This is a genomic window from Anaerolineales bacterium, from assembly GCA_015075725.1.
Lineage (GTDB): Bacteria > Chloroflexota > Anaerolineae > Anaerolineales > Villigracilaceae > Villigracilis.
In genome coordinates this window covers 2,958,006-2,979,854 of sequence record JABTTV010000001.1, presented here as the reverse complement: position 1 = coordinate 2,979,854, position 21,849 = coordinate 2,958,006, and the positions used below count along the sequence as shown (strand labels likewise).

At 52.3% G+C, this 21,849-nt stretch carries 21 protein-coding genes; 16 read left to right on the top strand and 5 right to left on the bottom strand.

Going from position 1 to position 21,849, the window contains the following annotated elements; translation table 11 throughout:
- Positions 1-85: 85 nt before the first annotated feature.
- The 9 genes from HS100_14360 (at position 86) to HS100_14320 (ending at position 11,218) form a co-directional block, all read left to right on the top strand.
- Positions 86-910, top strand: a complete 825-nt coding sequence (locus HS100_14360; GenBank protein ID MBE7435094.1) for an alpha/beta hydrolase — start codon at positions 86-88, stop codon at positions 908-910.
- A 166-nt stretch (positions 911-1,076) separates the two neighbouring features.
- The gene (locus tag HS100_14355; GenBank protein MBE7435093.1) at positions 1,077-1,901 is read left to right on the top strand and encodes a GNAT family N-acetyltransferase; all 825 of its coding nucleotides are present in this window, start codon (positions 1,077-1,079) and stop codon (positions 1,899-1,901) included.
- A 139-nt stretch (positions 1,902-2,040) separates the two neighbouring features.
- Positions 2,041-3,495 (top strand): CPBP family intramembrane metalloprotease, encoded by a 1,455-nt coding sequence (locus HS100_14350; GenBank protein MBE7435092.1) that lies wholly within the window; start codon positions 2,041-2,043, stop codon positions 3,493-3,495.
- 116 nt (positions 3,496-3,611) lie between these two features.
- On the top strand, positions 3,612-3,992 hold the full coding sequence (locus tag HS100_14345) for a cupin (protein MBE7435091.1): 381 nt from the start codon (positions 3,612-3,614) through the stop codon (positions 3,990-3,992).
- A 52-nt stretch (positions 3,993-4,044) separates the two neighbouring features.
- Positions 4,045-4,749, top strand: a complete 705-nt coding sequence (locus tag HS100_14340) for a hypothetical protein (protein MBE7435090.1) — start codon at positions 4,045-4,047, stop codon at positions 4,747-4,749.
- A gap of 54 nt (positions 4,750-4,803) precedes the next feature.
- Positions 4,804-6,390 (top strand): hypothetical protein, encoded by a 1,587-nt coding sequence (locus tag HS100_14335; protein ID MBE7435089.1) that lies wholly within the window; start codon positions 4,804-4,806, stop codon positions 6,388-6,390.
- Between the two features lie 79 nt (positions 6,391-6,469).
- The gene (locus HS100_14330) at positions 6,470-7,528 is read left to right on the top strand and encodes a hypothetical protein (GenBank protein MBE7435088.1); all 1,059 of its coding nucleotides are present in this window, start codon (positions 6,470-6,472) and stop codon (positions 7,526-7,528) included.
- Positions 7,529-7,543: 15 nt separating this feature from the next.
- On the top strand, positions 7,544-9,790 hold the full coding sequence (locus HS100_14325) for a thrombospondin type 3 repeat-containing protein (GenBank protein ID MBE7435087.1): 2,247 nt from the start codon (positions 7,544-7,546) through the stop codon (positions 9,788-9,790).
- Between the two features lie 9 nt (positions 9,791-9,799).
- Positions 9,800-11,218, top strand: a complete 1,419-nt coding sequence (locus HS100_14320) for a hypothetical protein (GenBank protein MBE7435086.1) — start codon at positions 9,800-9,802, stop codon at positions 11,216-11,218.
- A 54-nt stretch (positions 11,219-11,272) separates the two neighbouring features.
- On the opposite strand, the gene HS100_14315 is transcribed toward HS100_14320, so the two are convergent.
- Positions 11,273-11,770 carry a hypothetical protein gene (locus tag HS100_14315; protein ID MBE7435085.1) on the bottom strand — a complete coding sequence of 166 codons (498 nt, stop codon included), beginning with the start codon at positions 11,768-11,770 and terminating at the stop codon, positions 11,273-11,275.
- 226 nt (positions 11,771-11,996) lie between these two features.
- Between HS100_14315 and HS100_14310 the strand changes: the two genes are divergently transcribed.
- From HS100_14310 to HS100_14300, 3 genes are read left to right on the top strand one after another with little or no spacing between them, the layout of a single operon-like run.
- A complete protein-coding gene (locus HS100_14310; protein MBE7435084.1) occupies positions 11,997-12,596 on the top strand; it encodes a TetR/AcrR family transcriptional regulator in 600 nt (199 codons plus the stop codon).
- A 3-nt stretch (positions 12,597-12,599) separates the two neighbouring features.
- Positions 12,600-13,496: an ABC transporter ATP-binding protein gene (locus tag HS100_14305; GenBank protein MBE7435083.1), complete on the top strand. Its 897-nt coding sequence runs from the start codon at positions 12,600-12,602 to the stop codon at positions 13,494-13,496.
- Positions 13,493-14,281 carry an ABC transporter permease gene (locus tag HS100_14300; GenBank protein MBE7435082.1) on the top strand — a complete coding sequence of 263 codons (789 nt, stop codon included), beginning with the start codon at positions 13,493-13,495 and terminating at the stop codon, positions 14,279-14,281. The genes HS100_14305 and HS100_14300 overlap by 4 nt, the downstream gene beginning before the upstream one ends.
- Before the next feature lie 35 nt (positions 14,282-14,316).
- Here HS100_14300 and HS100_14295 read toward each other — a convergent pair whose 3' ends face one another.
- The 3 genes from HS100_14295 to HS100_14285 form a co-directional block, all read right to left on the bottom strand.
- The gene (locus tag HS100_14295) at positions 14,317-14,577 is read right to left on the bottom strand and encodes a DUF4404 family protein (protein ID MBE7435081.1); all 261 of its coding nucleotides are present in this window, start codon (positions 14,575-14,577) and stop codon (positions 14,317-14,319) included.
- An 84-nt stretch (positions 14,578-14,661) separates the two neighbouring features.
- A complete protein-coding gene (locus HS100_14290; protein MBE7435080.1) occupies positions 14,662-14,922 on the bottom strand; it encodes a hypothetical protein in 261 nt (86 codons plus the stop codon).
- 6 nt (positions 14,923-14,928) lie between these two features.
- On the bottom strand, positions 14,929-16,326 hold the full coding sequence (locus HS100_14285) for a hypothetical protein (GenBank protein ID MBE7435079.1): 1,398 nt from the start codon (positions 16,324-16,326) through the stop codon (positions 14,929-14,931).
- Between the two features lie 107 nt (positions 16,327-16,433).
- On the opposite strand from HS100_14285, the gene HS100_14280 reads away from it, so the two are divergent.
- The 4 genes from HS100_14280 to HS100_14265 all read left to right on the top strand — a co-directional run bounded on the left by HS100_14280 (position 16,434) and on the right by HS100_14265 (position 19,013).
- Positions 16,434-17,138 carry a twitching motility protein PilT gene (locus tag HS100_14280; GenBank protein MBE7435078.1) on the top strand — a complete coding sequence of 235 codons (705 nt, stop codon included), beginning with the start codon at positions 16,434-16,436 and terminating at the stop codon, positions 17,136-17,138.
- A gap of 111 nt (positions 17,139-17,249) precedes the next feature.
- Positions 17,250-17,699: an SRPBCC family protein gene (locus tag HS100_14275; protein MBE7435077.1), complete on the top strand. Its 450-nt coding sequence runs from the start codon at positions 17,250-17,252 to the stop codon at positions 17,697-17,699.
- A gap of 119 nt (positions 17,700-17,818) precedes the next feature.
- Positions 17,819-18,256 carry a hypothetical protein gene (locus tag HS100_14270; GenBank protein ID MBE7435076.1) on the top strand — a complete coding sequence of 146 codons (438 nt, stop codon included), beginning with the start codon at positions 17,819-17,821 and terminating at the stop codon, positions 18,254-18,256.
- A gap of 385 nt (positions 18,257-18,641) precedes the next feature.
- A complete protein-coding gene (locus HS100_14265; GenBank protein MBE7435075.1) occupies positions 18,642-19,013 on the top strand; it encodes a hypothetical protein in 372 nt (123 codons plus the stop codon).
- A 126-nt stretch (positions 19,014-19,139) separates the two neighbouring features.
- On the opposite strand, the gene HS100_14260 is transcribed toward HS100_14265, so the two are convergent.
- Entirely contained in the window at positions 19,140-21,716 is a 2,577-nt protein-coding gene (locus tag HS100_14260) for an adenosylcobalamin-dependent ribonucleoside-diphosphate reductase (GenBank protein MBE7435074.1), read from the bottom strand.
- Positions 21,717-21,849 lie beyond the last annotated feature (133 nt).

The window sequence follows — 21,849 nt, the reverse complement described above, 5'->3', positions numbered from 1 at the left end:
TGCTACCCGAAAAACTCGTTTGATCTCGAACTTTTAGATGAATCAAAGAATTAATTATTGCCATTTTCACTCAGGAGACATCATCATGCCCGACTTGAAATTTTCAACCGAACTACCCGTGACTACAGGCTTCATGGAAGCAAGCGGCGCGCAAATCTATTACGAATGGACTGGATCAGGAAATCCGCTCGTCTTTCTCCACGCCGGAGGTTTAGACTTGCGGATGTGGGACGAGCATTTCAAGTCTTTTTCCTCCTCATATCAGGTCATTCGCTATGATGTGCCTGGGTGCGGGCGATCCACCGCGCCTACTGAGCCATTCACTGATGCAGCGGTGCTTCAAGCACTCCTTGAGCATCTAGGCATCGAAAAGGCTTGCCTGATCGGAGAATCATTGGGAGGGCGAATCGCGATCGACTTTGCTCTTGAATATCCAGAGATGGCTAAAGGATTGATTCTCTCTGGTCCCGGGTTGGGCGGTTATGAATGGTCCAAGGAATATATGGAACAGATCGGCGTTATCTTTTCCATTGCCGAAAAGGGGGACGCGCTCGGAGCGACGGAAGAATGGTTGAAACACCCCCACCTGCTTCCCGCCATGAGCAATCCGAGCCTTCGAGACCGGGTTCGGCAGATGAATTTGGATAACGCCAATCTTTGGGTGCAGAGGCTGCCTGAACGTCCGCTCGAGCCGCCTGCGATCGAGAGGTTGAAGGATGTACGCATTCCTACTCAAATCATTGTGGGAGAATTGGATGTGCCCGATATTCATTCAATTTGCGACCTGCTAATGGGTAGTATTGCCGACGCCAAGAAAGCTATCATCCACGGCGCCGGGCATCTGGCAAGCATGGAAAAACCTGACGAGTTCAATGAGATCGTATTTCAATTCCTAAATAAACTTTTGTAGATTGCGAGAAATGGAAATGTCAATCAATGCAGTTCAACAATTGAAAAGCGAAGACTCTTTCACGTGGCGTCCCATGCGCCGGGAGGACACTCCGCTTGTGCGCAGGATGCCATTGACAGGCAGTGATGCATCAGTCGCGCAAAAATTGGAGATGCTGGAACATGTCTTGGCTGAGAATCTCGAGACAGACACGCAAATTGCGCTGACGGCGACAGGTGAGATTGCCGCTATTGGATATGTGCTTGTCTTTCCGTCCAGTGAAGATGGTGTAACCGGCATTCTGGAAGGTACTATCCTTCCTAGGTATCGCCGCCGCGGGCTTGGCGCACGTCTGCTTTCCTGGCAAATATCCCGTGCCATCCAAAAAGCACAGGAATTTGCGGAAAAAGAATCAGTTGTATTGCGGTTAAGTTGCGAGCCGGAGGATGAAGACTGCAATCATCTATTTGAAAAGTATGGCATGTCCAAGCTGGTTACACAATGTCAAATGTGCTTTGACCTCCATCGACTTGTCCCTTTGAAGGATTTACCTGCCGATGTGGTGGTTACTTCCTACGTCTCCGACCGTGACGATGAAATGCGTCAGGTATTCAATCGGTCCTTCGCCGGACATTGGATAGGGGAGCTTTCCATGGAAAAGTGGCAGGAGCGATTTATCAATACCCAGAAATTCCGCCCGGAACTCACAAAGCTGGCAATTATGGATGATCGCGTGATCGGCTTCTATTTGACGGAAGTGTTCGAAGAGCAGCCCAGACATGCCTGGCTGGAGATCATAGGCGTTCTGCCTGAACACCGCGGTCATGGCTTGGGTACAGCATTGACCGTCCATGCGCTTCAGCTCTACCAGAAAGCTGGCTTTGAAGCCTGTCTGCTGGGGGTGGATGATGAAAATATTACAAACGCCAAACAGGTGTATTTGAAGTTGGGGTTTGTGCAGGAGAAGGCTGTGAGGCACTTTGCCAAAAAGATAGAACTCCATGCCTTATAGTCACACACTATCCTGCCAAGGAGAAGCGACCCTGAAAATCTACAACTTTGATTTGAAACACGGGGAAAAGATCGAAAAATTTAACGAATGGGCGCATCAGTTTCTGAGAAAAATTTTCTGACAGAAGGAGAAAGGGAAAATGTTGATCAAAGATTTTATTAACTACCTGCTTAAACCCGAATTCATTCATGCCAAGGAACCGAACGGAAGATTACAGAGCGCCTGGGCCGCTTTTCGCATCTGGTCTCTCACTTTCTTGATAAGCTTATTTGGAGTTCCAATTAGCCTATTGATCTCGAACCTGTTTGGCGTCTCATTCGCGGACCATGCCGGTTACCAGTATGCGGCTGACCGCACCATGCTGCAGGTCATTTGGGGGGCGATATTATTTTTCCCCGTCTGGGAGGAATTGGTTTTCCGAATCGGTCTTCGATTCAGTCGAATCAACCTGAGCGTTGGGCTGGCTTTCGCCGCAATATATTTTGCCAGGCTGGTTATGATAGTATTGGAAATCCCCCGCCCTTCATGGTTGTTTTCTCCGGATACCATAGTTGGAATAATGTCGATCCTGGTCCCTGCGCTCTCGATAACCATATTCATCTGGCGGCTCTTATCCTTCATTGGCGATGAGCGACTGGCATCTTTTTATCAGCGGAGGTTTGATGTTGTCTTTTACCTGCCCTTGTTGACTTTCGCATTACTACACGCCTTGAATTACGAGAAGGAACTCTGGATCCTTGCCCCTTTGATCACAATTCCGCAATTATTCCTGGCTGCCGGGTTTGGCTACATAAGAATGAAATATGGATTGGGGTGGAGCGTCTCCATGCACATTCTCAATAATGCGTTTTCATTCCTACCAGCCCTGATCCTCGAAGAACTTTCGTCTGCCATATTGAATCGATTTGTTCAAGGAGATCTCACAGCCAAAAGTGAGTTGTCAGGCAGCGATGCGGTTCTTTACTTTGCCTTCACTGTTGTATGGTCGATAGTGTTGATGGTCATCTTCCTGAGTCTGGTCAGCCTGATCTGGGATTGGGCGCGCGCAAGGAGTGAACGAAAGAGATACGCCTTTATCTCCTCAACCCTCAACTGCCTCCTGCCAGGGCTGGGACAGTTGTACAACCATCAGGAACAGAAAGGCAAGACTCTGGTTGGCTCATTCTTGATCCTATCGTTGACGGTTTCTGCTGTTTTCTCAGTTCCCGCCAATTACTCTTCGATGGGACGTATTCTGGTATTGGGAACTGTAACTTTTGCGCTTTATTTGATAATGTACCTTTATGCCATCACAGATTCATGGATTGTCGGATTACGACTGGACAAAGCCGCGATGGAAAGAAAGAATCGCGGAGACTACATTACTGCCGTACCAAGGGAGACGGTTAATGTGAGTTCCCAAATCAAATTCATTCTTGATCCGGCTCAACTGACCGGAGCTGTCATTGGTTTGCTCATGGGGTGGGGAATCGCGCTGACTATCATCTCGAATGGGCTTTTATACAAACCATTTGCGATTGCCGCCGGTGTAATTGGCGGCATGTTGATCGGGTGGCTGATCTGGTTTGCTCTTGTTAGGCGTCCAATCCGGTAGCGAATTTCTGAGACGGATACCATCATATGATAATTATGAAATGATCGAATGGATAATGCTGCATTAAATTTCCACAGTATCCTGTCTTATGAGAGGACTATGAAGGAGAAACGATCGTGAAAATCTATGACTTCGGACCGGATCGCGGTGAAAAGATCGAAAAGTTCGATAGCGATTTCATCTTCTCGAAGATCCTCCGCTTCAATGCGGAGGCAAAAGTAAGCTGCTTTTACCTCAACCCAAACGGAATTGTTGGATATCACCAGGCTATCACTTCTCAACTCTTTTTGGTCGTACAGGGAAATGGTTGGGTGAGGGGCGATACTTCCGTGAGAATTCCAATTGCCCAATATCAAGCCGCATTTTGGAAAAAAGATGAATGGCATGAGGCAGGCACAGAAACAGGGCTTGTGGCAATTGTGATCGAGGGTGATGCGTTGAATCCATTTGAGTATATGCAAATACATCAGTTGAGCAGCATTCCAAAGGGAGGATAGGCGCGGGGGTCACTCAAAATAGTAGATTTCTCAAATCCAAGCCTTCCCCTTCATGATCACATATTTCCACATAATAAAGGCTTTGGAATATCTGCTGGACCAGGCGGGAGAACTTCACTGGCGAGACTGGATTCGCGCGGATATTGAATTATGGAGATTGGAAAGTGACGTTTCTCATCACCTGAATGCCTATGGAGGCATGGGCTCCTTAAACGATCTCTGGATCAGCACCTGGGATGGTCGCGCCATTTCAGAGCCACAGAAGGCATGGATAAATGAAACACTGTCTCTCTTCAGACATCTGGCATTTCAAACGGCAAATTGCCTGAAAAAGAGGAAAAGCGGCGTTTTGAGTCGCATCGCCGTAAACAAAGTTTTGCAGACCACGCGGGGGAATATGCAATTGGACGGCTGGCGCTGCTTGAATTGCGGCCGTCTTGAAACGCAGATTAATGGGATCGAAAGGTTCCTCGCAAAAGAAGTATTGCCGGTAGAAATTTCCCGGGCGAAGACCGAAAGCGATTTGATCTCCATCGTGGAGATGGGCTTCTCAAGTCCACGATCGGGGGTTCAAAAAATGCGGGAACATGTCAATGCTCAGATCGTAAATAGCGGAATCGCGGTTACAGAACGCAATGGATGGATGCGTCCCTGCCCCCAATGCGGCAGTGACAATACGGAAGTATGCCATTGGCTCAGGATAAGGCGCCGATTCGCTCTCGTAGTAAAACCATTAGGCATTCGTTTTCCCGGCTAGATTATTGTAATAATAAATAGTACAATTAATCACAAGGATTGCCGGGAGGGCACCATGAAACCTAGAGACTGCGCCTTCATAATGACCGCCGTCCTGTTTGGCATCGGTCTGGTCGCCGCTTCTCCTTATGCGCCCATTCCACAAGCGCCAGACCCAACACCGCCCGATAACACAGTCAAACTCATCTTCATCCATCATTCCACCGGGAGAAATTGGCTTGCTGACGAGTACGGTGGCCTCGGAAAAACTCTTGCCCAGAATAACTATTTTGTGAGCGATGCAAACTACGGTTGGGGTCCCGACGCCATTGGCGACCGCACCGACATTCCCGATTGGCCGGAATGGTTCGCCAGTAATAACTCGCCCATCTACATGGATGCCTTGTTCAATGAAAGCAACCAACATGTCCCCTACTCTCGCACGCTGGCAGATCCGGGTGGCGAGAACGAGATCATCATGTTCAAGTCCTGCTTCCCGAACTCCGCGCTCGAAGGCAGTCCGAACGACCCGCCCGGAACCTATGCAGAACTATCGGTTTCAGGCGCGAAATATGTCTACAACACCATACTTCAATTCTTTGCCACGCGCCCTGATAAACTCTTCATCGTCATTACTGCCCCGCCACTTTCGGATGACACCAACGCCGAGAACGCACGCGCCTTCAACAACTGGTTGGTAAATGATTGGCTGGATGAAAATAATTACACTCTCAATAACGTCGCAGTCTTCGATTTCTATAATATCCTAACCGATCCTAACGCACATCACCGCTTCCACAACGGACAGGTCGAACACATCGCTGCTTCGAGCAACACACTGTATTATCCCTCCGGCTTCCTTCTTCAAAGGGATGACCATCCCTCCGAAGAAGGAAGCCGCAAAGCCACCGAAGAATTCGTGCCCTTATTGAATATCTTCTATCATAATTGGAAAGAGAACGCTCCGACGGAACCCATCTCCCCGAAACCGAATCAACCCGAATCCGCGCCTCTTCCTCCGACCTCGAGCCTGATCGCCGGCTTCGAAAGCGGAGAGCCGCCTTGGGAAGCCTTCCACGACGAGACCACCTCTTCAACGATGACCTGTCAGTTCGAAGCAGATACTGGGAGAAATGGTAATTCTCTCCTCCTGAATTTCGACCTCACGCCCAACAGTTGGGGAACCTGTGCACGCTTTTTTGAAACTTCACAAAACTGGAGCGCCGCGGAGGGCATCTCATTCTATGCCAGCGCAGGAGCGGCAGGCTCACCCTTCGATATTGACCTATATGCAGGTCCGAACGAAAACCGCGAAACTTATCTTGCCACCCTCACAGCCTCCACCGAATGGACACGCTTCGAACTGCGCTGGGACGACTTCCAGCGCGCATCCTGGGAAGAGAATGCAGGCGCCCCATTCGCAAAGCAGGGCGAAGTCACGGGAATCGCCTTCGGCTTTGGCACGCCAGCCGATACGCTCAACGCTGGAATCCTGCGCGTGGATGATCTCAGCCTGTTAAGCACTGAACCGGAGCTGTCACCCGAACCGGTATCAGAGGATCCGGAACCGGCCGCAAAGAATCCTTTTTTCTGTTTCGGAGTTTTGATCCTGCCGCTAGCGGCTGTTTTACCGTTATTGAGAAAGATAAAAAGACCCACATAAATCTTTAGTGTCGCGATACGCCGTACCAATATCATTTCACGTCCGCCGATGCCTGGCGTGAAAGCAAGGAGGCAGCAAGATGAAGAGACCTCATTGGTTCAAGGTACTATTGTACATCGCGGCTTTGCTCGTTCTTGCAACGGGGACAGGTTCATGCACACAGCAATTTGAAAACTCACCCAATATCTGGATCGATTCGCCGGTGGATGGCGCTCCCATTCCATCCGGCACGACTGTCACTGTCGCCTCACATGCTTATGCGCGTCAGGGAATTGCGGAAGTCGTCCTCTCCATTAACGGTAAAGCCCATCGGCGCGACGTACCACAATCGCCGGGACAAACATACGTGCAGCTCAACCAGGATTGGCAGCCACCCGCAAATGGCACATATGCCATTCAAGTACAAGCCTACGACAGCACAGGACAGACAAGCAACATCGCATCGATCACCGTCCGCGTGGGAGAAACGCAAATTGATGTCACTCCCGTCCCGGTCACTGGCGAAGAGACCCTGTCCATCACACCCACTACTACAACAACGGCGACCCTGCCTCAGGGGGCTGTCATTCAATTCTGGGCAGATCCGGTTCAAATCGCGGCAGGAGCATGCACGACGATCCGTTGGCACGTGGAAAATGCGTCGCGAGTCATATTCGGCGGCATCGATCAGGTCTTCGATGGTACCTATCAAGATTGCCTGTGCGAAAGTACACGCTACACACTGACCGTCGTTCAATTGGACGGCACAGAAATCAAACAGCGTGTGGACATCACTGTGACGGGCGTGTGCGAGACGCCCACCTCACCGCCACCCGCACAAGATATCACTCCACCGCCAGCTCCCTCCCCCGCTGTCCCTGCGAATGGATTGGCATTATCGTGTCGATCGAACCAAAATCTTGCATGGCAGCCGGTAAGCGACCCAAGCGGTATCTCAGCCTATTACGTCAAGTTGGAAATGCAGGTCACGCAAAACAATTGGCAATCGGCTGGCGGCTATGGTCCGCTCACCGATAAGCAGGTGGATGTCAGCGTGCAATGCGGCGTGCAATATCGCTGGATGGTACGCGCACAGGACGGAGCCGGAAATGCCAGCGATTGGTCTGCGCCTTCATACTTTTCGATCAACATCAATTGAGAAGCGGAGGCAGTCATGAACAATAGATCTTCTCAAGATGCCACGGTCGTTTCACATCATGGACATGGCAGGAAAAAATTCCCGACCCTGCTCGGTTGTCTTGCGTCGTTGGGTTTGTGCGTCGTCCTCGTCGTTGCATCGCTTGGAGGATATTATGTTGTAACTTCCACCGGCGAGGCAGGGATACTGGTCTTGATCCATGAGCCGCAAAATGGCGAGACGATTGAAATGGGTCAACCTGTCACAGTACAGGCTGTGGCAAGTGACTCGCACAATATCACGCGCATCGAATTCTGGGTGGATGGTGTCTTGCTCGAATCAGAAACCAGCAGTGTGCCCGATGGTATCTCTTCGTTCCCGTTGCTCACAGAATGGCAGGCAGAATCGCCAGGCGCGCATACCATCACCGTACGGGCTTTCAACTCGCTCGGTTTTCGCACACATGCATCCGTTTATGTGAAAGCAAGCGAATTGACTGACAGCGACAATGACGGCGTCGCAGATGAAAAAGACGCATGTCCCGCCGAATTCGGCATGGACCTTTCAAGCGGCTGCCCGGACCGCGACTTCGATGGTGTTCCTGATTCCACTGATGCCTGCCCCGAAACAGCAGGTCTGCCCGATGCCAGCGGATGCCCAACTGTAACGGATACCGACCTTGACGGTGACGGCACGTCCGATACCGATGACCTTTGCCCTGCCGAACCCGGCTCCTCCTTAACCGATGGCTGCCCAGACTCCGACGGCGATCTCGTCGCTGATGACGATGATCTTTGCCCCTTAGAACCCGGCTTGGATGAAAGCGGCTGTCCCGTCCCGGAGGTGGCCGCCAGCGATGATTTGCCGCCGGTTGAAGAATCAGGCGTCGCACCGGGAGGAGGCGCAAATGACCGTGACGGCGACGGCGCATCGGATGATGTCGATCCCTGTCCCGATGAAGCGGGCACATTCGAAAACGATTTCTGCCCACCGCCAGCGGACGATCCCGCTCCTGCCGATGCCGGTCCGATGCTCGAAATTCCGGATTTTCTTTTTGGCGAAGCGATCATTCCCGCCTTTGTGGAATTCGAAGCTCTGCACTTTGAAGTGACATCTGACTTCCGCCGCATCTGGTGTTATGCCCAACTGGCTGGCGGGGATGTGGAACGTTATGAGTTCGACCCCGGCGAGGAATATGCCTGGGATATAGAAGCCGTTTTGGGCGGAGGGAACAGCATTCATTTGCTCGTTCCGCATGCAGAACCTTTGGCAGTCTTTGTGGAATGTTATGGTCTAACCAGCCTTTTTGGTCCGCGTGTCTTTTACCTTGGATCGGTCACCCGTGGCCATATGCCTGAAGAATGGGACGGACATGTCATTCAAGCAGAATCAACGGGTGAAGAAATCGAAGGGCACAATTTCAACGTTCGATATCATCTATGCTCTCCCACCTGCGAAGCGACCGAGTTCGCGCCTCCTGTCATCACCCGTCATACCATCGACAGAGATCGTATCCATTTGTATTGGGATTGGGAAGGCGAGATTCGCTCGATACAGGGCTTCAAGTTATATCTCAACGGCAACTTCATCGGTTATTATCCTCCCGAGGTGCGCGATACGACCTGGCGGCACAGCGGCGGCTATTGCGTGCATGAATGGGAATTCTCCCTGACGGCATTTGGCGGACCCGACCCTTCTGCGCCTGATGTCGAATCACCGCGAAGCAACAGCGTCATTTGGGATAGCGTGCCATGCCAGATGCAGATCCGAGTGCAGTTTGAAACGATCAATCTTCACAGCCCGCCCGCCGATGAAGGTGGCGAGCGCAAACCGGGTCCACTTTCTGGTTCATTCCTTGCTGCATCCGGTGCGAACCTTGAAGCCGTCAACTTCGATGCCATTCACTGTCCGCGCTTCCCCTTCCCACCCTTCGAAGATTGTTTTGGCTTCAAACTTTCAGCGGGTGAATATCCCATCCAAAGGATTCTCGAACGCGTCCACGAGGTGCAGGATGATTGCCGCACCGGACTGCCATGCCATGGGCATTACTTCCACGCCTCCTCATCGGATACCGTTACCGTCTTCGTCAATCCCGGCGATGACCTGACCCTGCGCGCCCGCATCGTCGACGCTGACCCGCGCGACGAAGACGACATCCTCTTCCAGGAGATATACCCCGTGGACACAACCCTGCTTTCACCCGACGAGATTTTAACGATCACCATTCCGGGGACGTATTTGGACGTCATCGTTAAACTTGACCTGTTCCCGTTCGCTCCATGAGAAGATACCATGCGCAAGTCGACCCTGCTTCTGACGGTTGTACTGATAACCCTCGCCTGTACTTTCGGACAAACCCCTCCGCCTCAACCCGACTTTAAGTCTGCTCCAACATCCCTTGCAGAGTCCCAGCCGGAACCTCTCCCGCCCACCGACGCCGTGAGCTCAAACGACCTCGAATATATTGGGGCATTTCGCCTGCCGGGTGGCGAAGAGCCTCCTCAGACCTTTGCCTACGGTGGCAACGCGATGACCTACAATCCCGACCATGGAACCCTGTTCATCACAGGGCATGACCGCGTTGCGTATGGCGGCGTTCCAGATGGAGACCAGGTTGCAGAAGTCAGCATCCCCACACCGATCATCTCAAGAAATATCGCAGACCTGAACACGGCTGAATTCATTCAAGGCTTTGCGGACGTCACATCCGGATATTTTACCGAACTGGAAGAGATTCCCAAAGTTGGCATCCAATATCTCAACCGGCCCGAAACTGGTCCTAAAATCCATATCGCCTGGGGGCAGCATCTTCAGCCGCAGGACATTCCATCACATGGCTGGTTTAATCCCGTTCTTTCCAATCCCGATCTTCAAGGCACATGGTTCATCGGAAATCAGGACCTATACAGCGTTAATGGATACATGCTCGAAATTCCTCAAGAGTGGGCGGATGCCTATACAGGCGGACGTCCACTTGCCACCGGGCGAATGCGCGATGGAGGACAAGGCGGCATGGGACCAACTCTCTTTGCCTATCGCCCCTGGCTTGAAGATGGCTCTCCCCCTCCACCAGGTACCCGGCTTGAAGAAGTCACCCTCCTGCTTTACGAGAATGCTTACAATACCGAAGAGATCGTCCGCGCCATGAATGGGTATCAACATCCAGACTCATGGGAAGGCGGCGCATGGATAACGACCCCATCCGGTAAAAGTGCCGTTCTATTTGCCGGGACCAAAAGCACCGGCGATAAATACTGGTATGGATACCTGCATCCCGACGGCGCACAAACCGTCTGTGTCGATGCCAATGTCACAGATTTTCCCACCTGCCGGAATGCAGATGGCTCGATCTGCCCGCAGGAAGATCTTGCCGGTTGCTGCAACGAAACAACCGGTGGCTGCATTTCCAACCGAGGCTGGTGGTCCACCCGTTTTGACGCGCAGTTGCTCCTATACGATCCAAATGATCTGGCGAATGTGGCAACTGGCCAGTTTGAATCCTGGCAGCCGCAGCCCTATGCCGTCATCGACATCGACGAATATCTCTATCTCGATCCGCCTGAATGGGATATCCTCGAACTCGGTTCGGGCGACCAACGCCGCAACCGTATCGGTGATGTCGCCTTCGACCGGGCGAATGGTCTTCTCTTCGTCCTGGAGTTGTATGCCGACAGCGCAAAACCCGTCGTGCATATCTGGAAAGTCCGGTAGTGGAATCAAAGAAGAGCCAACGATGGATTGGCTCTTCTTTTTCATTAACCCAGGCTACGGGTTGGTCTGCTGATTCCGCCAGCCGCGACCCCCGTTCATCACGCCGCGCCCGCCGCTGCCAGCCTGGCCCTGCGGACCGGTTCCATCGCAGTTGCCATTGCCGCCATTACCGCGCATCCCGCCGTGACCAAAGCCATGTGACTTCATCCAGTCCGCCTGCTCCTGTGTGATGACGTTCGCTGCCACAGCCGCATCCAGCGCTGCTGCGCGGACTTCCGCCATGAGTGCAGGGAATTCTTCCGCGGTCACCCCTGTCGAGAGGGCGATGTCGTACATCGTCTCTCCAGAAGCTAGGCGGGTGTTGATGTCGTTCACGTTCAAGTCGAGCTTCTTCGCCCACTCAATCACCATAAAGGTGTGCAGGGGACCTTGTCCGTCCCTCATGCCATGACCGCCAAATGGGGGTGTCTCATCCTGCGCATACACAACCCCCGCCCCCACAAACACAAGCGCTGTTAGTGCCAAAGCCACGATCAAAATTGTTTTTTTCATTGGTTCTCCTTGTCTGGTCGCGGAAAGTAGTTCCTTTCATCGCGCAAACTTAATGTACAACAAGGAGGTAATTTTCCTGTCAAGAAATTGTGTTTTTTAAGTGGGGATATTCATAAGATGAGAGGTGCCATCCGAACTTCTCAAAGCGGCTTGACATTCATTAAAACCCATGTATAATCTCGTCTGTGACCATTTTTACAAGTTTAGTCACAGAAAGGGATGCCACTTGCCAAAAGCCTTTTCCCAAACTGAAAAAGAGACCATCCGCGCACAAATGCGGGCGAAGGGCAAAAAGCTCTTCGAAAAGCATGGGTTGAAAAAGACCAGCGTGGATGAAATCACCGAAGCGGTTGGAATTTCCAAAGGCGCGTTCTATTTGTTCTATGAATCCAAGGAAGAACTGTTCCTCGAAATTGCAGAACGAATTGAGAAAGAAATCCAAGCGTCCATCCTGGAGTTTGTTACCCAGCCCAATACAAAAGCGCGTGAAAACGTTAGCGCCATGCTCAAGGATTTACTCTTCACGTGGGACGCCTATCCCCTCCTGAAGAATTTCAACAAAGCCGATTTCGACTATCTCCTGCGCAAGATCCCTGCCGAGCGTGCCTTACAGCACGCGAGGAGTGACGAAGAGTTTACCAGGCAACTCATCAACAAAATAAAACGTGAAGGCATCACTGCCAAAGTGTCGCCGAGGGTCACTGGCAACCTGATCAAAAGCCTTTTCTTCCTCAGCCTGCACCGCGATGACATGGGCGACACCGCATATGAAGAATCCATGAATGTACTCATAGACCTGGTTGCCGGGTATATCGTCGGAGAGTAAGAAATGAATTACGCAATCGAAACAAACAATTTATCGAAATTCTACGGCAAGGTGCGAGCTTTGCACAAAGTCAACCTGCGGGTCAGACATGGCGAGGTCTATGGTTTTCTCGGCCTCAACGGCGCCGGCAAGACCACCGCCATCCGCACGATGCTGGGAATGATCCGCCCGAGCGAGGGAAATGTCAAAGTACTGGATCAAGTTATCAGTCCAGGCGGAGGCGGACCATGGGCAAAGATCGGGCACTTAGTGGAGAGTCCCGCCGCATATCCCGAACTTACCGTCAAAGAAAATCTGGAGATTGCAAGACGGATGCACAAGATTCAAAACCATAAAGCTGTGGATGATGTCATCGAAGACCTCTCCCTTGCCTCCTACGCGGACCGGAAAGCCGGCATGCTTTCGAGCGGGAATTTCCAACGCCTTGGGCTGGCGCGGGCGCTCCTTCATAAACCTGAGTTATTGATTTTAGATGAGCCAGCAAATGCGTTAGACCCGGCGGGCATCGTTGAAATCCGCGAGTTACTGCTCTCGCTCGCTCGCGAACACGGCGTGACTGTTTTCATGTCCAGCCACATTCTCGCCGAAGTGGATTTGCTTGCGGATCGTATCGGGATCATCCACAAAGGCGAGTTGATCGAAGAACTTGACGCGGCGCGGCTGGAGGGGTTGCGGTCTACTCAACTTGTCATCGAAGCGCGCGATCCGGCAAAAGCGCTGGCAGCGCTACGGGATTTTGAGCCCGCCGCGGTTAACAGTCATATCACAATCAAAGATCGACGCGCCGTGAGGCAGCCCGAAATGATCGCGACACTATTGGTGAATGCGGGCACTCCCCCCACTCACCTGGCAGTGGAGCAGGAGAATCTGGAAGAATATTTTTTGAGGTTGACGAAATGAAAAACTTTACAGCCGCCCTTTGGGCAGAGATACTAAAAATGCGCCGCTCAAAAGTCCCGCTTGTTTCAGCCATTGGTTTTTGCATGGCACCGCTGGCAGGCGGATTATTCATGATCATCCTGAAAAATCCCGAGGCAGCAAAATCCTTTGGCTTGATCACCACCAAAGCGCAAGTATTGACAGGCACAGCCGACTGGACCTCCCTTTTCGGCTTTTTGGCACAAGCGGTTGCGGCGGGGGGGATGGTTCTATTCTCCGTTATCACGATCTGGGTATTTGGACGTGAATTCTCGGACCATACCGTCAAAGAACTGCTGGCTCTGCCTACTTCGCGGGCTGCTATGGTAACTGCCAAGTTCGTCGTGATTACCTCATGGGCATTGGCCGCCACGATCCTCATCTTTGGAATCGAGATCATCGTTGGAAAACTGATCGTCATCCCGGGTTGGTCGAATGATCTGCTGCGTTCTTCATTTATCGGCATCATGGGCACCGCAGCATTAACCGTGCCTTTGATGTCATTGGTGGCTTTGATCGCCAGCGCCGGACGAGGTTATCTCCCCCCGTTTGGATGGACCCTTCTGACTTTGTTTATCGCAAACCTATCGGTGATTCTTGGCTGGGGAGATTGGGTGCCTTGGGCAGTTCCCGGTCTGTTCAGCGGGGCTGCAGGCCCACGCAGTGAAGTGCTTGGTACACACAGTTATATTGTTTTGATGATCACCAGCCTCATGGGCATTCTCGCACTGGTCCATTGGTGGCGGTTTGCAGACCAGACGAAATAGTCGGTCGAAAATGACCGCCAATTTCTTTTTCGAAATCAAATCCCGGCATTGCTCAGGATCGTGGAGACCTCCGAAAGCAGGGCGGTGAGGGTCGGGTGCTCGATTTCAAAGCGATCCACCGCCTTGCGGATGCGCGCAAGGATCGACGGAGTTTCCACCTCGGACCTTTTCAGCAGAGCCTGGACATCCTGTTCGAGGTCCTGCAGCAGTCTGAGATTTTCGGCATCGATCTTCTCCACCTTTTGGAGCTCGTTATGGACTTTTTCCAACAGTGCGTCAAGTTTCCTGTCGTTCATGGATGCTCCTTTCGATTCGGAAGTTCTCTTTATTTTATTGTACAACTTAATCCATCGGCGAAATGGCGACATCCATCACGAAATTTAGGAAAGAATATCCTTTTCCGCCGCCTCGATCTCAGCGAATATCTTTTTCACCTCCTCCTTCATTTCCGCGGAGACCCCCGCCCTTTGTGGAATCAATTTCACCAAATCCTTTGCCTGCCTGAGAAGATCGCGGACGTTGGCAATATAGGAAAAATCGTTTTTGCCGAGTCCCTCCGTCGGGACGGGAAGGTCGCGGGCTTGTTGAATCAACTTTCGGGCGCGGACGAGGCGGTCGGTGGCGGGAATGAGTTTTGCCATTTTTAGTTATTCCTTTTCTGTGAGAGTTGGATCGCAATGAGACGGCGCTTCAGTTAGGAATGGTGCAAAGGTGACCTTATTCTTACCGACGCTGTCACCTGTGCCAGGACCTCTTCCGGAAGGTCCGCTGGGATGCCCCCAATAGTTACCGTTTGCCATTGCCGCATTGGCATGGATGCCGCTTGTCCAATTTGGATCTCGGGGATCAAGAGTTGCATTATTTGCAAAACAGTTGTTGTGAATTTGTATATCCTCATTGAAGTCTACATAAATGCCGCTGGGATGTGCTTCAAGGGTTGCCTGGAAGCCGGGTATGCTGGTTAACATATCGGAAATGATCGGTTCCTCCCGTATCTGTTCGAGCATGTCTTCGTCTTCAGGATCGACACCGGCAAGAATGGGATTGATGACCCCCACAGCTCCAGCATAAGCCGGTGATTCGTTTTGGTAAAACTGGCTTTCCGTGATCGTAATATTTACATGGTTGGTGTGCATTCCACCTCCCCAGAGACCATTGTCGTTCCCTGTGACACGATTCTTGAGAAAGAGACCATCTGTGATCACCATGGTTGCAAAATATGCATATAATCCGCCGCCATTGCCGTCTGATTCATTACCTTCAAATCGCGTGGATTGGATCGAAGAGCGGGATGAATCAATGAACAATGCGCCCCCATTCCCGGTACTTTTATTATTGATAAACCCGCTGTTCGTAATATCGATCCTGCCGAGCGAGAAATAGATTGCACCACCATTATCTGAGCGATTATTGATAAAGCGGGCATTATCCAAGGTGATGGAGGCGTTCATGGAATAAATTGCACCGCCCCAATCATCTGCGACATCGCCATTTTGCAAAGTGATGTTATTCATCGTCAGGGCGGAATTTACCATTAACTCAAAGAACCGGAATGGCTCGGCGCTTTCATCACGAGTCAGCACTGCGCCATTGCCATGAATCGTGACTGGGAAAACGATCGGCGGTAATGCGGTGCCGATATCGGTACCGCTGACGAGCCACTCGAACTGCGGCGGAGATTGGTCAACCTGGGTGAAAACATATTCGCCGGGCATCAGGTCTATGACCGATTTACCGGGCACACCAGCCGCACATGTATCTCGCGGCTCGCCGGAATTGGCGGCGATGATCGCTTCGGCAAAGGAACAATTTCCGTTTTCAATGAACGGATAGACCTCCTGTTCCAGTGTATCAACAACAATGGCGCCTTTGGGCGGTTCATTGGGTGCAGTCGCACTCACAGGAATGTTCGTCATTTGCGGGGATGAAAAGGTTTGGGTAACTTGAATTGCTGCCAGTTGGGAAGGAGGCTCTGTCGCTGTTACCGTTTGACAGGCAAGGGAAGCGAGAAACAATATAAAAATGAACGGGGTCGCTTTTTTCACTGGTCTCTCCAAAAGTAAGATACGATAATAAGTGCGATAATAACATCGTTCCTGGTACGCTGCCTCATCCAGAGGTCATTTTCCGCTGGCGGGCATATAATCTGCGCATGAGCACGGCGTATTTTTTCATTCACGGCAGGTTGAACGATCTTCTCGAGCGCGACAAACGCGGGAAAATTGTGCGCGTCGATTTTCAGGGCGAACAATCGGTGAAGCATCTGGCCGAATCGCTCGGGGCGCCGCATCCGGAAATCGGCGAGGTGCAGGTCAATGGTCGGATTGAGGCGCTGAACTTCATCGCACAGGACGGCGACTCGGTCGATCTGTTCCCCATCCCGAACGGATTCGACTCCGAGCCGCGCTTCCTGCTGGACTGTCACCTGGGACGCCTCACCGCGCATTTACGCGCCCTCGGCTTCGACTGTCTCTACGAAAACGACTTCGACGACCCAGACATGGCGGAGATAGTTGCAGCTGAAGGGCGAATATTACTGACGCGCGACCGGCGGCTGTTGATGCGTAAAAAAGTGGAGCACGGCTATTGCCTGCGCTCGCTCGATTCGATGGAACAACTCAAGGAGTGTATCCTGCGCTTCGACCTGGCGCGGCAAATTCGACCTTTTCACCGCTGTTTGAAATGCAATCATCCGCTGGAGCCGGTGGAGAAGGAGAAGGTCCTGCACCTGCTGGAGCCGCTCACCAAAAAGTACTATGATGAGTTTCATCAATGCCCCGCCTGCGGACAGGTCTACTGGAAAGGCTCGCACTACGACCGGATGAAGCAGGCGGCTGAGAAATTGCGGGGTGGGTAAACCCTATTGAATTTCGACCGCAAGAGGTCTACAATGGAATCGACGCGGCGGGACTCTTAATTTCGGAGAATTGCCGTCCTTCACTTTGGAGATGAAAGGAGGTGAAACATCATGGCAAGAATCGACCAGACCATCATCATCCACGCGCCGTTGGAAAAGATATACAAATTCCTGTCTAACCCGCTTAACCTGCCGGAGATCTGGCCCGCGATGGTGGAGGTGCGCAATGTGAACCCGAACATCCTCGGCGGCATGGACTTCGAGTGGGAATACAAAATGGCGGGTGTAAAATTCGAAGGGGCATCCGAAGTGACCGAATTGATTCCCAACAAACGCATTATCACGCGCAGCAAGAAGGGCATCGAAAGCACTTTCTGCTGGGAATTCGAGAATATCGCCGAGGGCACGCGCGTGCATCTCGAGGTCGCCTATAAAATTCCATTACCCCTGATCGGGAAACTGGCGGAGACGGTCGTTTACAAACAGAACGAGCACGAAGCCTACACCCTGCTGCACAACCTCAAGGATCGCCTGGAAATTCAAGTGCCGATCACGATTTAGAGCAGCCTGTCCGGATGCGCACTGCCGTTGGTTAATCAATCTTTTTCCGCCGGGGGCGTCTATTTTGGGAACGGAGGAGGTAAAATCGGTGCGTAAATTTTAGATTTAAGGAGAATGAAATGAAAAGCAGATCATCGGTATTATTCGCGCTTACCCTGCTGATCGCGACATCGTTGGCGTGCAAATTGTTGAACGGGGACCAGTCAACCCCAATTGAAGCCTCGCCCATATCGAACGTCTACCTGGCAAACGACCCGGAAGGTCTTAACAAGACGAACGTCTTCGCCCCGAAGGAAGCGATCTACATCTTTTTCGATGCGGATGCGGCGGAGATCGGAACGTACTTCGAAGCCCGCTGGTATGTTCTGGATAAGCCCGATGTAATGGACCCGACCGTGCCCTTTACGACCAGCAATTACACGTACAACGGCGGCAGCAAGACGGTGCATGCCTTCATTCAGAGTTCACATCCAGACGGTTTCCCTTCAACCCAATGCAAGGTGGAAATCTACATGGACGGCGTCAAGGTTGCCGAACAGCTATTTACCATTCGATAAGATCATGAAAAATGGAATCGGGCAAGGTTCACGAAGGTAAAGTGCTCGATAAAGTATTGTGAACGAAGCTTCCAAGTTGATTAGTCCTGGGAGCTCTTTTTGCTGGCGCATGCCCTGGGGAAACAAACCTCCATTACGATCAGAACTCGCCCCGAATTCAAGGTTCGTGGGTGTGTAGATTATTGAAGGCAAAAGAGGCGCGGATTGGCACGAAACCCAAGGATTCTTGATCCTCTTCCGCGTCCATCTGCGCTCGTCAGCGTCCCGATTAAATTTTGAGTTAATCATGTTTGGATCAAAGCACTCAAGCGGAGGGGGCAAAGAGGCGTAATAACTGACCCGGAGATTACGTCTACACAAAAATCAGATTTGCGGAGTTTTATCCATGAGATTTTATTACTGGCATTATGGCATCATCGCATTCAGCCTTGCCACAGCCACTTTACACATCATGTGCTACCCGCACTTTGGCTGGCTGGATTCGATCGTTCTGAACGGCTTCGGGACACTGGCATTGCTGGGAATGTATTTTCTCCCTATCCCTTTCTTTCAAAAAAGGCGTTCCATCGTTTACTGGACCTTCGCCGGGTACATCCTGTTGACGATCGTGCTATGGATCTTCCTCGGCGACAAAGCCTTCAATTTCGCCACCACGTCGTGGATCGGGTACTTTGCCAAGGTGGCGGAAATCTTTCTGCTGCTCTTTCTGGGGTTCGAGATCCAAAAGCACCTGCCCGCACAGGCAAAAAAATCTTAACACACCTCCCCTTCGACCTGACCGTCACCTCCTACATACTTTCCGCCCGGCAAAGTCCATGCGTTCGATTAGTAAATAGAGGCGGATGGAACTCATCCGCCTCTACAACCTACAACCTTCAACTCTCTAACACTCACTATATCCACAAGCATAGCACTTGCGGCAGCCTTCTTCGTTGACGACGGCGGCTTCACCGCACTCGGGGCACAGGTCGCCGATCTTCATCACCGCAGGCTCGCCCGCACCAGGCTGCGGGTCGTGATGGACTCCGCCATTGCCGTTCCCGTTACCTTTCACTTCATCGGTAACGACCCCATCCTTCTCGCGCAAATACTGATCGAATATCTGACCGATCCCGTCCGGCAGGGACTTGACCCGGTTCGCGCCAAAACCAAGCGAACGCCCGCCGCCGATCCCGATCAACTGCACGACTACTTCGCGCATCCTGTCCAATGGCGCGATGGGCGACGCCATGCGCAAAATATACGAGACCAAACGCCCGATCGCTTCAGAGACTGCCGCCGTTTCCGAACCTGCCTTGGCGGTATTCACAAAAGTTTCGAAAGGCTGTTCCCCGCCATTCTCGTTGATCGTGATGAACGTTTTACCGACGGGTGTATCGATGTTGTAGGTTCTCCCGGTCAACGCTTTGGGGCGCTGCTTTTTGCTTGCATGCCATATCGCGGGAGACGTCTTCGGTTCGGATGCAGCCGGGGCTTTTTTCTCGGCAGTTGCATTCGTTTCAAGGACGACCGTTTCGCGCGAGCCGGTCACATACACGGTGATGCCTTTGCATCCGAGCTCCCAGGCGAGCATGTACGCGGTCGCCACATCATCTTCCGTTGCACTTTCCGGGAAGTTAACCGTCTTCGACAATGAGTTATCCACGAAGGCTTGCAAAGCCGATTGCATCCATACATGTTCCTCGGCAGATACATCCGCCGAGACCACGAACGTATCGCGGATCTTCTGCGGCAGTTCGGCGATGTGCTGGCACGTCCCTTCGCGCATCACCTGCTCGACGATCTCCTGCCGCTTCTCCTCTCCCAAACCCAATTTCTTGAGCGCCTCATCGAAGCGCGGGCTGGCGTATGTCAACTTCAAATCCCTGCCGTTGTCGTTGACGTGGCGTATGTATGCCAGCGCAAAGACAGGTTCACAACCGTAGCCTTCGCATCCGGCGACGGTGGCGATGGTTCCAGTCGGCGCGACGGTGGTCTGCGCGGCGTTGCGGATGCCGTGTTTCTTGATACCCTTGACCACGGCATCCCACCGGACCTCGGGCCTGCTCCAGTCATTCTTGAACTTGACCAGCGATTTAGGCGCCTCCCACTTCATATCGTCCATGTCGTAGATCGAGCCCTGGATGGCTGGGAACGGTCCGCGCTCTTCGGCGAGGTCGATACTGGTCATCATCGCGTGGTAACGGACGAATTCCATCACCTGCGCACCGAACTCCTGACCTTCCTTCGAGCCATAACGCACGCTCACGTGATACATCAAATCGGCTAGACCCATGATGCCAAGTCCGATGCGGCGGGCGCGATGTGCCGCTTCCTTCAACTGCGGCACCGCCGGCACATACGCGTTCGCCTCGACCACGTCATCGAGGAAGCGGGTGGCGGTCACAACACTCTTGCGCAGAGTCTCCCAATCCACTGTTCCATCGGGTCCACAGTGTTCGTTGAGGTTCACCGAACCGAGACAGCAGTTTTCATACGGTCCCAACCATTGCTCGCCGCACGGGTTTGTCGCTTCGAGCGGATACAAATGCGGGACAGGGTTGCTTCGATTTGAAGCATCGAGGAATAACACCCCCGGTTCGCCGTTGTGATGCGCCTGTTTTACGATCTTGCCGAACAACTCACGTGCGTTGACCTTCCTGTACGTATGAATTTTGATTCCGGCTGCTTCCGCCTGTTCGAGTGTGCCGCTGAATCCTTTTTGCTTCATCTCGATCAGGTCCGGGAAGCGCAATTCCCATTCCCTGTCTTCCTTCACCGCTTTCATGAACGCATCCGTGATGCCGACGGAAATATTGAAATTGGTAATGTGGTTTTCGTTGATCTTGCAGGTGATGAAATCTTCCACATCGGGGTGGTCCACGCGCAGGACAGCCATATTGGCGCCGCGCCTCGTGCCGCCCTGCGCGATCTCACCGAAGGCATGGTCATAGACACGCAAGAATCCGACCGGTCCCGTCGCCTGCCCCGCCGAAGTTTGCACCATCGCCCCTTTGGGTCGCAAACGTGAAAAGGAGAAACCGTTGCCGCCGCCTGTCTGCTGAATCAGTGCGGCGTCCCGCAGGGTCTGAAAAATGCCCGCGCTATCGCGTCCCATGTCGTCCGTGATCGGTAAAACGAAACAGGCCGCCAACTGCCCAAGCGGAGTCCCTGCGCCGGTGAAGGTCGGCGAATTCGGGAAGAATTTCTTGCTCGAAAGTAAATGGTAATACTCCACGGTGCGCTCCTGCACATCCGCGTCCCATTGCTCCTCCACTTTGGCAACATGATATGCCACACGCCAGAACATCTCTTCGACGTTCTCAGCAGGCTTGCCGTCATCGCCGCGGCGGACGTAGCGCTTCATCAGAACCTGGCGGGCGTTGTCCGTCAGTGCGGCTTTCGACAGTCCCTTCGCCATCGATGGCGTGGGCAATAAGCCATTCTTGACTATTTTATTTTCAGCAGATTTTGTGGCCATGTTGGAGTCTCCTGTAAATATATTGAACAGTTATTCCTGCCGCCGTCCCCGGTGGCGGGGAAGCCACCGGGAGCGGAGAGGATGAGATACGAAAAGGCAAAGACACTTCCCCCTTGAGGGTCTTTGCCCGGAA

Bases quoted from the DNA above. Each gene is read 5' to 3' on its own strand.
- HS100_14360 (MBE7435094.1), top strand. From the start codon at position 86: ATGCCCGACTTGAAATTTTCAACCGAACTACCCGTGACTACAGGCTTC.
- HS100_14350 (MBE7435092.1), top strand. From the start codon at position 2,041: ATGTTGATCAAAGATTTTATTAACTACCTGCTTAAACCCGAATTCATT.
- HS100_14340 (MBE7435090.1), top strand. From the start codon at position 4,045: ATGATCACATATTTCCACATAATAAAGGCTTTGGAATATCTGCTGGAC.
- HS100_14335 (MBE7435089.1), top strand. From the start codon at position 4,804: ATGAAACCTAGAGACTGCGCCTTCATAATGACCGCCGTCCTGTTTGGC.
- HS100_14330 (MBE7435088.1), top strand. From the start codon at position 6,470: ATGAAGAGACCTCATTGGTTCAAGGTACTATTGTACATCGCGGCTTTG.
- HS100_14325 (MBE7435087.1), top strand. From the start codon at position 7,544: ATGAACAATAGATCTTCTCAAGATGCCACGGTCGTTTCACATCATGGA.
- HS100_14320 (MBE7435086.1), top strand. From the start codon at position 9,800: ATGCGCAAGTCGACCCTGCTTCTGACGGTTGTACTGATAACCCTCGCC.
- HS100_14315 (MBE7435085.1), bottom strand. From the start codon at position 11,770: ATGAAAAAAACAATTTTGATCGTGGCTTTGGCACTAACAGCGCTTGTG.
- HS100_14305 (MBE7435083.1), top strand. From the start codon at position 12,600: ATGAATTACGCAATCGAAACAAACAATTTATCGAAATTCTACGGCAAG.
- HS100_14300 (MBE7435082.1), top strand. From the start codon at position 13,493: ATGAAAAACTTTACAGCCGCCCTTTGGGCAGAGATACTAAAAATGCGC.
- HS100_14295 (MBE7435081.1), bottom strand. From the start codon at position 14,577: ATGAACGACAGGAAACTTGACGCACTGTTGGAAAAAGTCCATAACGAG.
- HS100_14290 (MBE7435080.1), bottom strand. From the start codon at position 14,922: ATGGCAAAACTCATTCCCGCCACCGACCGCCTCGTCCGCGCCCGAAAG.
- HS100_14280 (MBE7435078.1), top strand. From the start codon at position 16,434: ATGAGCACGGCGTATTTTTTCATTCACGGCAGGTTGAACGATCTTCTC.
- HS100_14275 (MBE7435077.1), top strand. From the start codon at position 17,250: ATGGCAAGAATCGACCAGACCATCATCATCCACGCGCCGTTGGAAAAG.
- HS100_14270 (MBE7435076.1), top strand. From the start codon at position 17,819: ATGAAAAGCAGATCATCGGTATTATTCGCGCTTACCCTGCTGATCGCG.
- HS100_14265 (MBE7435075.1), top strand. From the start codon at position 18,642: ATGAGATTTTATTACTGGCATTATGGCATCATCGCATTCAGCCTTGCC.
- HS100_14260 (MBE7435074.1), bottom strand. From the start codon at position 21,716: ATGGCCACAAAATCTGCTGAAAATAAAATAGTCAAGAATGGCTTATTG.